The 12,053-nt window shown below is 37.9% G+C and carries 11 protein-coding genes; all 11 read left to right on the top strand.

Going from position 1 to position 12,053, the window contains the following annotated elements:
- Nucleotides 1-2 precede the first annotated feature (2 nt).
- Nucleotides 3-923 carry a flagellar hook-associated protein FlgL gene (gene flgL / locus MKY35_RS23745; protein WP_342444975.1) on the top strand — a complete coding sequence of 307 codons (921 nt, stop codon included), beginning with the start codon at nt 3-5 and terminating at the stop codon, nt 921-923.
- A 17-nt stretch (nt 924-940) separates the two neighbouring features.
- A complete protein-coding gene (locus MKY35_RS23740) occupies nt 941-1,510 on the top strand; it encodes a DUF6470 family protein (protein ID WP_342444974.1) in 570 nt (189 codons plus the stop codon).
- Nucleotides 1,511-1,603: 93 nt separating this feature from the next.
- A complete protein-coding gene (gene fliW / locus MKY35_RS23735) occupies nt 1,604-2,056 on the top strand; it encodes a flagellar assembly protein FliW (protein WP_342444973.1) in 453 nt (150 codons plus the stop codon).
- Nucleotides 2,057-2,058: 2 nt separating this feature from the next.
- Nucleotides 2,059-2,298: a carbon storage regulator CsrA gene (gene csrA / locus MKY35_RS23730; protein ID WP_029514583.1), complete on the top strand. Its 240-nt coding sequence runs from the start codon at nt 2,059-2,061 to the stop codon at nt 2,296-2,298.
- A 151-nt stretch (nt 2,299-2,449) separates the two neighbouring features.
- Nucleotides 2,450-3,277, top strand: a complete 828-nt coding sequence (gene hag / locus MKY35_RS23725) for a flagellin Hag (RefSeq protein WP_340957078.1) — start codon at nt 2,450-2,452, stop codon at nt 3,275-3,277.
- A 140-nt stretch (nt 3,278-3,417) separates the two neighbouring features.
- Nucleotides 3,418-5,307, top strand: a complete 1,890-nt coding sequence (locus MKY35_RS23720) for a glycosyltransferase (protein WP_342444972.1) — start codon at nt 3,418-3,420, stop codon at nt 5,305-5,307.
- The gene (locus MKY35_RS23715; RefSeq protein ID WP_342444971.1) at nt 5,280-8,168 is read left to right on the top strand and encodes a glycosyltransferase; all 2,889 of its coding nucleotides are present in this window, start codon (nt 5,280-5,282) and stop codon (nt 8,166-8,168) included. Before MKY35_RS23720 ends, MKY35_RS23715 begins: the two co-directional genes overlap by 28 nt.
- A 54-nt stretch (nt 8,169-8,222) precedes the next feature.
- Nucleotides 8,223-8,996, top strand: a complete 774-nt coding sequence (rfbF, locus tag MKY35_RS23710; RefSeq protein WP_134902835.1) for a glucose-1-phosphate cytidylyltransferase — start codon at nt 8,223-8,225, stop codon at nt 8,994-8,996.
- Nucleotides 8,996-10,066 (top strand): CDP-glucose 4,6-dehydratase, encoded by a 1,071-nt coding sequence (gene rfbG, locus MKY35_RS23705; protein WP_342444970.1) that lies wholly within the window; start codon nt 8,996-8,998, stop codon nt 10,064-10,066. Before rfbF ends, rfbG begins: the two co-directional genes overlap by 1 nt.
- Nucleotides 10,059-11,282: a class I SAM-dependent methyltransferase gene (locus tag MKY35_RS23700; protein WP_342444969.1), complete on the top strand. Its 1,224-nt coding sequence runs from the start codon at nt 10,059-10,061 to the stop codon at nt 11,280-11,282. The genes rfbG and MKY35_RS23700 overlap by 8 nt, the downstream gene beginning before the upstream one ends.
- Before the next feature lie 19 nt (nt 11,283-11,301).
- Complete coding sequence (locus MKY35_RS23695) at nt 11,302-12,036, top strand: CmcI family methyltransferase (protein ID WP_342444968.1); 735 nt, start codon at nt 11,302-11,304, stop codon at nt 12,034-12,036.
- Nucleotides 12,037-12,053 lie beyond the last annotated feature (17 nt).

Raw genomic sequence — 12,053 nt, 5'->3', positions numbered from 1 at the left:
TTATGCGAGTTACTAACAATATGCTAAGCTCACAGCTTTTGCTGAATTTGAATCGAAATTCTGAGCGTATGAATAATACGCAGAACCAGATGTCGACTGGTCGTAAGCTGAACAAGCCCTCTGATGATCCTGTAGGCATTACGTATTCCTTAAGGTACCGATCTGAATTGTCTTCAAATGAACAATACCAACGGAATGTGGACAGCGCAGTGTCTTGGCTTGATTTTAATGATACGGTCATGGATCAGGCAGGCCAAATCATGCAAAGAGTACGTGAACTTACAGTACAGGCCTCTACGGGAACTAATCCACAATCTGCGCTGGACAGCATCAATAAAGAAATTGGTCAGCTTAAGGAACAAATGATTGATGTTGTGAACAGCCAATTGAACGGGAAATATATATTCAATGGTCAGACCTATGACAAGAAGCCTTATGATCTCCCTTTGAATGCTGATAATACGCATGATACGTCTGGAGCAGCATCCATTGCTACGGATACAGGAAATGTTAACTTTATAGTGGGTGAAAATGTAGCTTTGCCCATTAACGTTACAGGTAATGAAGTCGTAGGAACAAGCACGGATGCCGATAATTTATTTACTATTTTTAATCAGCTATCTGCAGCTTTGGCAAGTGGTGATATTAAAGCAAGTGGGGATCAACTAGCTAATATTGATTCACGTGTGGATAAAATGCTGAAAGTCCGGTCGGAAATGGGAGCTAAATCCAACCGTGTGGAGCTAATGCAAAGCCGTTTGAGCGATCTGAAAGTAAACTTAACGGATTTGCAATCAAAAACGGAAGATGCGGATTACGCTGAGCTTTTAATGAATTCCAAGATCCAAGAGAATATATATAATGCTTCTTTGTCAGCGGGAGCGAAAATAATATCCGCATCATTAGTTGATTTCTTAAGATAGTCTAAGGAGGTGGATAGATGGCCATCATTCCGACACTTCAGATCCGGCAAACTCCGGCTATCCTGCATATTGACGCAGACCCTGGGCAGTATTCGATTCGGCAGCCTTCGGCTGATATGGAATTAACGACACGCCGTGCTCAACTGGAAATTCACCAATATAAGCCACAGCTGACCATAGATCAAAGTGCAGCCTTCTCTGCCTATAACGGTGGCAATTACCTTGAGATGAATAATCGAATTTATTCAGGGGTGCCACAGATTTTTTTACAAGCTCTTGCGCATAAAGTTGAACAAGGTAACCGAATGGCGGATATTTACATTCCTGGGAATACTATAGCCAATGTTTTTGGAGAGGATACTGAAACGCATGTGCTTCCTGAATTTAGGGGTCCAGCATCTATGGATAATGTCGATATTCATGTTGAAACGCGTGCACCTGATATTGCCTATACACCTGCTGTATCGGAAATGCATGTGACCGTTAATCGTCCAGAAATTGAGTATACTCGGGGGGAACTGGAGATTTATATGCAGCAGTATCCATCAGTGGCCTATATTCCACCTGAAATTGATGTCGCGATGTAAAATAAGTTAAGGTTATAGAGGTTGTTCAAGCCGTCTATAGCCTTTTTTTTATAATAAAATGTATATATCTGATTAAATATTGGAGGAATATTAGTGATTATATCCACATCTATTTGGGGTGACATTGAAGTTAATGAAAAAGAAGTATATCGTTTTGAAAAAGGAATTCCGGGATTTGAGGAGACGACCGAATTTGTGTTGCTTGATCATGATGAGGCACCCTTTTACTATCTCCAGTCCCTTCAGCAGAAAGAACTATCTTTTGTCTTAGTGGACCCTTTTATTTTTTATCCTAACTATGAGTTTGAATTACCTGATAGTGAAACGGAAGAACTGAAGATTGAATCTAATTTAGTCGTACGCAGCATATTAACATTACATGAGCAGGTAGAGAACTCGACGATCAATCTATTGGCACCTTTGGTATTCAATCCCGATAATAGGCAAGCCAAGCAGGTTGTGTTGCACCAGTCTTCGTATCAGACTAAGCATTCACTGAAGTCCATTAAGAAAGACGAAACCATCCGTTCAAAGGAAGGTGAATAATCATGCTGGTACTTTCGCGTAAGAAAGGCGAGTCTATTATCATTCAGGATCATATTGAGGTCACGGTGCTTGGAGTAGAGGGGGACACCGTCCGTATAGGGATTTCAGCGCCCAAACAAATGGATATTTTTCGCAAGGAAATCTATTTATCCATTCAAGAATCTAACCGTGAATCTGCTGCCCATACGCAGTCAAATTTGGATGCTTTGCGCAAGATGATAAATAAAAATAACGAAAAATAAAAAAAATCCTAAAATGCTATTAAAAGATCGACGAGAATGTCGATATATATAGTACAAGCTATTGCGGAGGGGCGGCCGACTTCAACGGATAGCTGTAACAACAATAAACCACATGGATGTGGGACATTTACCTTCAGGGAGGAAATTTAAAATGATTATCAATCACAATATCGCTGCAATGAACACGCACCGTCAATTGGCTGTCAACACAGGCAACACTAACAAAGCTATCGAGAAATTGTCTTCTGGTCTGCGTATCAACCGCGCTGGTGACGACGCTGCAGGTCTGGCAATTTCCGAGAAAATGCGCGGTCAAATTCGTGGTTTGGATATGGCTTCCAAGAACGCTCAAGATGGTATCTCCTTGATCCAAACAGCTGAGGGTGCATTGAACGAAACTCACAGCATCCTTCAACGTATGCGTGAATTGTCTGTTCAATCCGCTAACGATACTAACACTACTATAGACCGCGGCGCTCTTCAAAAAGAAGTTGATGAACTCTCCAAAGAGATCACAAGAATCTCCAGCACTACTGAGTTCAATACTAAGAAATTGTTGGATGGTTCTGCTACTGGTGTAGTATTCCACATTGGTGCTAACACAGGTCAAAACATTAGCTTGTCCATTGGTTCTATGGATGCCAGTACTCTGGGTGTTGCACAATCTGCTACAAGCGGTATCGATATCTCTACTCAAACTGCAGCCGACGCAGCTATCTCCACAATCAACGCTGCAATCGAAACAGTTTCTGGTGAGCGTGCTAAACTGGGTGCGAACCAAAACCGTCTGGAGCACACAATCAACAACCTGAATACTTCTTCCGAAAACCTGTCTGCAGCTGAATCCCGTATTCGCGACGTAGATATGGCAAAAGAAATGATGAACCAAACGAAGAACAACATTCTTGCACAAGCTGCTCAAGCTATGTTGGCTCAGGCTAACCAACAGCCTCAAGGTGTTCTGCAATTACTTCGTTAATTTTTACTGGCGTCAAAAAGGAGTCCCATAAGTGGGATTCCTTTTTTTGTTAGTGAGAACTCCTTTTTCAAAGCTAATGAAGACTTAAGAAACAGCCGATAAAAGTTGTATAAGGCACTTACTACAAAAGGAGTTTTACCATGAACAAAACTATTTCTTTGTGCATGATCGTCAAAAATGAAGAGAAAGTATTAGATAGATGTTTAAGTAGTGTTGTAAACAAAGTCGATGAAATCATTATATTAGATACTGGCTCAACAGATTCAACGATGGAAATGGCGAGGAAATATACAGAGAAAGTATATTCCTATCAGTGGGACGATGATTTCGCAGCAGCCCGTAATCATTCATTAGAATATGCTGAATCTGATTATATTCTTGTTCTGGATGCAGATGAGTACTTGGAGTCGGATGCGGACTTAAAAAAAGTTGTCGAGTCAGGTAAGGATTATTACTTAACAAGAATCAGAAATTTGCTATCTTTTGGTTGGGCGCATACACATACTGCAATTCGATTGTTTGTAAATAAACCACAGTTAAAATATAAAAATCGTCTACACGAGCATCTAGATACTATGAACGAGAATTATGAGTATTCAACTGAAATGGCAGAGTTTGTTATTCTCCATACTGGTTATATGAATGAAACTGTGGCGGAAAAAGATAAGCTATCCAGAAACCTGCCTATTATGTTAAAAGAAGTCGCTGAAAATCCAAATGGCTACAATTTGTTTAACACAGGAAACGTATACTACTCCCTGGGTAACTATAAAAAGGCGATAGAGTTCTATCAAAGATCATACCCACTCAGTAAAAATAAATCTTATACTCCAGAACTTTTAACTAAAATAGCAACATGCCTGAGTTATTTAGGCAACTATGAGGAAGGTTTGAGAGTTTTAGAAGATGCAGTTGAGATATTCCCAAATACAGTGGACTTGCGTTATGCACAAGGTAAAATTTATTTCGAAGCTGGTTATTTTAAAGATGCAGAACTCGCATTTCGTAAATGCTTAATCATGGGTGACAAGGGGATAACAGTTACAGAGGGAGCAGGGGGGTATGGGGCTCACTATTATTTGTCCCTGCTGTATTACAAAAAAGGTGAAATGGCAAAGAGTTACGATGAGATCATACAAGTGATTCAACATAAGAAGCTTTTTGTCCCAGGACTAAATCATTATTTTGATGTCATACTGAAAAGTAATATTCCTTTCAACGATGTGAAATTCAATATAAATGATATATACAATGTATCGAATGTTGAGGAGTTACGATGGCTTATGGAATCTATGTACTCATTACGTCACCCCCTACTTAATGAGTATCTAATTACTTATAATTTGACTGTTGAAGATAAAATCAAAGCGGTTGCCCTCCTCTTTGATAAAAAATATGAGGAGTCTAAACAATACTGGGGTAAAGTTCCTCTTGATCAAGAAAATGCATTGGACGTGGTTCTTCTTGCAATTATCCTTCAGGACGAAGGATTGTATAATTCTGCTCAAATGATCTTAAATTTAAGTGTTAATGAAAGAAAAATGTTCAAGAGTATACTTTTTGGTGGAAATCTAACCAAACTGTCAATGACTACTAATTTGGAGGAGATGATACTAAAGGTAATCTCTCATCTGATAGTTTTACAGGAGTTTGAGATATTTGAGAGTATTTCCTTGGTGTTAATAACAAGCGAAAGTGACAGAATAAAACAAAAATTAGGTGAGGTTTTGACATCTTACGGTTTTCATGAGGTGGCAATTGATATTCTTGTGAAGTGTTTTGAAAAGAAACCTAATAGTTCTTCTTTAGTTAGTCTGCTAGGAGATATTTGCCTGAAATCGGGTTATTTGCAAGATGCCCAACTATTTTATAACAAGTTGCTGGAGATAAAGCCTGATTACTCATCATATGAAAGGTGCTATGACCTGTATGAAGTCAGTGAGAATGTACAGGGTATGCGTGTGATAAAGGAAGAGATAAAGCGTAAATTCCCTCTAGCTACTTGGGTCAAGGGATTTTCAATGGTATAAGGCAAGTATTAAGATCCGATGGAGATGAATTTATGTCGAATAATAAAGAGATGGAGCAACAAAAAAAAATATTTAAAGAGAATATAGAATTATTAATAAACAACGGAGAAATCGAACAATCAAAAGATCTTATACGTCAATTTGAAACCCTCGCCCCTTATGATGCTGATATATGGAGCATGAAAGCCATTATTCTATTTATAGAGGGGAAATATGACGAAGCGGAGGATTTACTATGGAAGGGTGTAGATTTAGATAATAAAAACAAAGATATTTTATACAACCTAGGTTATCTTTACGAGGTTAGGGGGGAGTTTCGTACAGCAATTAATCTTTATTGGATGGTCATGAAAATAACTGATGATTTCCAACAGATTAGTAGTATAAAAAGTACCATAAAGAAGTTGAAAATGATGGATGACACAACGGAAAAGAAATTCATCGTTTTAGGCTCTCAAGAGTGGAGTGAGGTTATGAACAGGCCCCAGTTGATTGCTCAATCCCTATCGAGATTAGCATTTCAAGTGGAGTATATTCAACCGCTTATTGATGTCTCTATAGAGAGACCAACCTTGGAAACCAGTGAAATGATGAAATACAGTCAACATAATATGCGTCGATTGGGTTTTTTGAATGTTCATATTCCTATTTCCGTCTATCATAATGGCGGATTTCTCTCAGATAACTATCTGGATATGATTCAAGGTTTAATTGATCTATCCGATGAGGAAATAGTAATTATTTGTTGTTTGCCAGCACACGCAGCAGTTTTAAATAAACTTACGGGCAGCTTCAAAATTATTTATGATTGTCCTGATGAAGAAGAGTTGGAAACTCTATATATAAAGGAAAAGAATAATATTGAAGATCATGCGGTTCTCTTGGAGAAATCCAATATTATAACGACCAACGATGCTGGATCATACTTGGTTAATAGACTTGGGATTTATAAAAATGTTTATTTAATTGAAAATGGCGACAACTCTGAGAACGATCGTGAAAATAATATATTCTCAGGTAAATCTCTTAGTCTGAATTCATGGAGTTCTAAAAGTAAAGAGTTATTGTTGATGATTAATGGGCGTGCAGATAATCTTGAAATTGGAATAATTCGAGAGAGATATGAAGGGCTATTGAAGAATAAGCCAAACCCTACCCTATCATCTTTATACGCGCTTACATTTGCTGGGACAGAGACAGACAAGTTTTACGGATTAGCCAAACGTGCTTACGATGAACTGCAGACGGCTTCTACTCTCAAAAACTATATTTTTGCTTCAGTAGAAGCAAATCGCATTAATGAATGTGCAGAAACGATTATAAATGATTCTAAACTTACAGAAATTGATAAAGCAGAAATAGAGTTTTTGATCCGGAATGATCGGGGTAACCTTCTTAAGAGCAGGCTACTTCATATTGCAAAGTGGTTTAGGGAACTTAGAAATATGATAAGTGAGTTGGAAAAAGGGGACTTATTCGAGTATAACTATATTCTCGGTAATTACTATTATGAGAATGGGTACTACAATCAATCTATTTTGATATACGATAAACTTCTGAATCATAATAACAATATTTTAAACAGCAGTCCGACACTTTATCATAATATGGCGAACTCCTTAATAGAAGAAGGACGAATTATAGAGAGTAGAAAGTACGCCAAAAAGGTTACAATGTTCCGGGAACATCTAAAATTTAGTATTGTTATTCCAACCAGAAATAATCACATGACTTTAGAATATACCCTCAAAACCTGTCTTGATCAGGAATTTGACAATTATGAAATCGTGGTAAGCGACAACAGTAGTAATGACTCAACTTGTAATTTGGTTGCCAGTATCAATAATGATAAAATTAAATATTTTCGGACCGAACAAGAGTTAGCAATGACAGAAAATTTTAATTTTGCTATCTCAAAGGCAAAAGGAGAGTACATTATTGTACTGGGTTCAGATGATGGTTTACTACTTCATGCACTTAGTACCTTAGATATTCTTTTAGACACCCTGGATACGAAAATATTGAAGTGGGACTACGTCTTCTATGGCTGGCCTGATGTAAAACTTGATGGTGTTGAAAATTATTTTAATATTCCTAAGACTATAACAGGAAGCATTAATCGAACGGTAATTAAGAGCAAAGATATAATTAACAATGTTGTGGATTTTAATATCCCGTATAATTCCTTACCTATGCTGTACTGCAACGCGGTGGTTCATCGCGATTTGATTGATAAACTGAAAACAATCACGGGGACAGTATTTGCAGGAACTATTCCAGATGTCTATTCAGGATTCGCTTTGGCATGTATACAGGAGCATTTCATTGCAATAGACGTCCCTATGAGCATAGGAGGCGCTTCTGGGAAAAGTAATGGAATTGCAGCGCTACATGGGAATAAAGATAAAGAATCCAAGGATATTCAGAAGGATTTTAATAAGCTAAACAATAAACTGGGAACTAGCCGCTTTAAAATTGTGCCTGATATACCTAACGTATTAGCTCCTATTGCTGAATCCTTTCTAAACGTAAAACAGTTATTAGGGGATTTTAGTGCAGATTATAATTTGAACAGACAAAAGATGATACAAATTTGTGTTGAAAGTCTTGATGTTACCGATGAGGATTTTCAAAAATATCTACAAATCATTTACTCCAGCTTAGAAGATGATCGGGGACTTAAAGAATGGTTCGTAAAGAATTATATTGAGAAATCTGGTTTTGGAATATCGGGTAAAACGCCAAGGAAGTTTCAAAAAGGGTTCACATACAATGGAGGGCTAAACTTAAACCTGAGTGATTTTAATGTTACGGATGTATACGGGGCAGCAAATATATTTAGGAAGATTACCGGCTGGTAAACATTGTCCTACAAATCAATTTTATTTTCTCAACAAGATAGGATGTGGACTAGGATGAAGGCGGTTATTCTAGCAGGAGGATATGGAACCAGAATCAGTGAGGAGACTCATTTAAAGCCAAAACCTATGATTGAGATTGGCGGCCACCCGATCCTTTGGCATATTATGAAAATCTATTCCTATTACGGAATCAATGATTTTGTCATTTGTCTTGGCTACAAAGGATATCTGATTAAGGAGTATTTCGCCAATTACTATTTGCACATGTCTGATGTCACTTTTGACATGAGAGGTAACAACATGGAGATTCACAATAATAATAGTGAGCCATGGAGAGTAACATTAATAGATACCGGACTTGAAACAATGACGGGTGGACGCCTTAAAAGGATACAAAAATATATAGGGAATGAAACCTTTTGTTTTACTTACGGAGATGGGGTCTCTAATGTCAATATTACTGAACTTATTAATTTCCACCGTAGATCAGGAACACAAGCTACTCTAACCGGTGTACAACCCCCAGGACGATTTGGAGCATTAGATATACTGCAAAATAGAATAACTAGTTTCGAGGAAAAACCACAAGGCGACGGAAGCTGGATAAATGGAGGATACTTTGTCTTGGAACCAGAAGTATTCAGTCTTATTAAGGATGATAGCGTGATTTGGGAGGCAGGACCGTTAGAGGAGCTCGCCCAAGGTAATCAGTTATCGGCATTTAAACATCATGGTTTCTGGCAACCTATGGATACATTAAGAGATAAGGTAAAGCTTGAGGAGATGTGGGAAAAGAAAGAAGCTCCGTGGAAAGTGTGGGATTCGTAATGCCATTTTGGAAGGGTAAAAAAGTTTTGATAACCGGGCATACTGGATTTAAAGGAAGTTGGATTTCGATCTGGTTGCAAAAACTGGGGGCAGAAGTAATGGGGTTCTCAATGGAACCCCCGACTTCTCCCAATCTATTTAGTCAGGCTGAAGTAGGAAGTGGCATGCAAACAACATACGGAGATATTCGGGACTTTAACCAATTGAAGCAACTTATATGTTCGTTTGAACCGGAAATTATTTTTCATATGGCGGCTCAGTCTCTAGTGCGAAAATCGTATCTCGATCCTTTGGAGACATTCTCAACCAATATTATAGGAACTGCCAATTTGTTTGAGGCTGCTCGCTCAGTAGACAGTCTCCGAGTTATCATTAACGTTACGAGCGATAAATGCTATGACAATAAAGAGTGGATATGGGGTTATAGGGAGAACGAACCACTCGGTGGCAGTGATCCCTATAGTGCAAGTAAAGGTTGTGCGGAATTAATTACAACCTCGTATCGAAGCTCCTTTTTTAGCGACGGACCTTCGGTGGCTAGCGTACGTGCTGGTAATGTAATAGGGGGAGGAGATTGGGCAGAAGACCGTTTGGTGCCTGATATCATCCGCTCAATTGTAAGTAATAAAATCATCTTTATCCGGAATCCGCGTTCAGTTAGACCCTGGCAACATGTTTTAGAACCGCTGTACGGGTACTTACTATTGGCAGAAAGAATGTGGTTTGATGGTAAAGAGTATGGTGATTCATGGAACATCGGTCCTGGGGACCAAGAAGCTGTATCAGTAGAAACATTGCTTCGGTTGTTTGAAAATGCATGGGGTGAATCTTTAAATATCCAATATGATGATAAAGGTAACCATCCACATGAAGCCAATTATCTAAGATTGGACTGCTCAAAAGCAAAGTTGAAGCTAGGATGGTCTTCTCTCTTATCTGTTGATACAAGCATAGATTGGGTTGTGGATTGGACTCGAGCTTACATTCAAGGTGAGGATATGCGTCGAGTAACAGTAAATCAAATATCGTATTTTGAAGAGATCATAAAGGAGCATAGCCATCATGAATAGCTGTCGTTTTTGTGGTGAAGAACTCAACACTGTTTTTTTGGATCTGGGAGTTTCTCCAATGGCAAATTCGTATGTTAAATCAACAGATCAAATGGAGCATGTTTACCCGCTGAGAACGTATGTTTGTGAACACTGTTTTTTGGTTCAAGTGCACGAATTTGAAACCCCTGAACATATATTCAGTGATTATGCCTATTTTAGTAGTTTCTCAGATAGCTGGCTACGTCACTGCCAAGATTATGTTGAACATATAATAGATAGATTTCATTATACTAGTGATACAAAAGTAATCGAAATTGCTAGCAATGATGGCTATTTACTTCAATATTTTAAAGAAAAAGGAATTTCTGTTCTTGGAATTGAACCAGCCGTGAATGTTGCAAAAGTTGCTATTGAAAAGGGCATCGAAACTTCAATGAATTTTTTTGGAAAATCTATAGCTGAGTCTTTGAAGCAGGAAGGTAAGATGGCAGATTTACTTCTTGGGAATAACGTACTTGCGCATGTCCCTGACTTAAATGATTTTGTTGCCGGAATGAAAATTTTACTAAAGTCCAACGGTACTATTACGATGGAGTTCCCTCATTTGCTTCAGCTCATAGAGAATAATCAATTCGATACGATATATCATGAACACTATTCTTATTTTTCTTTTACTACGGTCCTAAAACTGTTCGCTAACCATGAACTTTCGATCTATGATGTTGAGCACTTAGAGACTCATGGTGGTTCTATTCGAATTTATGCAAGTCATGTAGAGAACAAAGAAACTTCTATACAATCATCTGTACATGAATTACTTGAAAAAGAATTGCAGTTTGGGATTACCGATATTGAGATGTATAAAAAGTTCCAATTAAGAGTGGTCCAATTAAAAAGGAAGATCACAAATTTCCTTATTCAATTAAAAACCAATGAAAAGGTTGTTGTTGGGTATGGTGCTCCGGCTAAAGGCAACACCTTAATAAATTATTGTGGCATTGATTGTGATTATTTGGATTATACAGTAGATCGAAGTCCTTACAAGCAGGGGACTTTTCTTCCGGGTTCTAGAATTCCTGTTAGTTCTCCTGAGCTACTTAAATTAACAAAGCCTGACTATGTATTTATTCTCCCATGGAATTTGAAGGACGAAATTATGAAGCAAACATCCTTCATTCGTGAATGGGGAGGTAAATGGATTGTACCAATACCTGAGATAAACGTTGTTGAATAAATAAAAGGGATGTGTGGATATGGATAGAGGAAATTTTGAGTTGGAAAAGAGAGAAAATGTTAAACGGCAAGCAGCAGATACAAATTTGAAAAGAACGGCACATGATTTTATTCTCCAACAAGCCCAATATAACTATACTTACAATTTTACATGGTTGGGGATGCCGATCATTCAATTTCCTCAGGACATCATCGCCCTGCAAGAAATGATTTGGAGTGTGAAGCCTGATGTAATTATTGAAACAGGTATAGCACGTGGGGGATCAATTATTTTTCATTCCTCATTACAAAAGTTAATTGGCAACGATGGCATAGTGATAGGTATAGATATTGATATAAGACCTCATAATCGTGATGCAATAGAGAATCACCCATTTTCGGATAATGTTTTTCTGATTGAAGGCGATTCAACTAGTGTTGAAGTCATCAAGGAAGTCCGTGAGATCATCTCAAAACGCAAATCTGTCCTTGTCATATTGGATTCTAATCATACCCATGAGCATGTTTTGAGAGAGCTAGAGGTGTATTCTCCTTTTGTTACAAAAGAGAGCTATCTGGTTGTATTAGATACCATTGTAGAGGATATGCCAGATCATTTTTTTGGAAACCGCCCTTGGAAAAAAGGAAATAGTCCCAAAAGTGCAGTTAGACAATTTTTACAAGAGAATAAGCGTTTTACTGTAGATGCGAGTATAGAAAATAAACTTTTAATTACAGTTGCTCCTGGCGGTTATTTGAAATGTATATCTGACTAATAAACAGGGGGAATGCA

Origin of the sequence: Paenibacillus sp. FSL L8-0638 (genome assembly GCF_038593075.1) — a bacterium.
Taxonomy (GTDB): domain Bacteria; phylum Bacillota; class Bacilli; order Paenibacillales; family Paenibacillaceae; genus Paenibacillus; species Paenibacillus polymyxa_D.
The sequence above is the reverse complement of the archived record's forward strand: the minus strand, read 5'-3'. Positions and strand labels throughout refer to the sequence as shown.

Excerpts from the sequence above, each read along its gene's own strand:
- MKY35_RS23740 (WP_342444974.1), top strand. The coding sequence starts at position 941 with ATGGCCATCATTCCGACACTTCAGATCCGGCAAACTCCGGCTATCCTG.
- flgL (WP_342444975.1), top strand. The coding sequence starts at position 3 with ATGCGAGTTACTAACAATATGCTAAGCTCACAGCTTTTGCTGAATTTG.
- MKY35_RS23700 (WP_342444969.1), top strand. The coding sequence starts at position 10,059 with ATGAATAGCTGTCGTTTTTGTGGTGAAGAACTCAACACTGTTTTTTTG.
- hag (WP_340957078.1), top strand. The coding sequence starts at position 2,450 with ATGATTATCAATCACAATATCGCTGCAATGAACACGCACCGTCAATTG.
- MKY35_RS23720 (WP_342444972.1), top strand. The coding sequence starts at position 3,418 with ATGAACAAAACTATTTCTTTGTGCATGATCGTCAAAAATGAAGAGAAA.
- rfbG (WP_342444970.1), top strand. The coding sequence starts at position 8,996 with ATGCCATTTTGGAAGGGTAAAAAAGTTTTGATAACCGGGCATACTGGA.
- csrA (WP_029514583.1), top strand. The coding sequence starts at position 2,059 with ATGCTGGTACTTTCGCGTAAGAAAGGCGAGTCTATTATCATTCAGGAT.
- MKY35_RS23695 (WP_342444968.1), top strand. The coding sequence starts at position 11,302 with ATGGATAGAGGAAATTTTGAGTTGGAAAAGAGAGAAAATGTTAAACGG.
- rfbF (WP_134902835.1), top strand. The coding sequence starts at position 8,223 with ATGAAGGCGGTTATTCTAGCAGGAGGATATGGAACCAGAATCAGTGAG.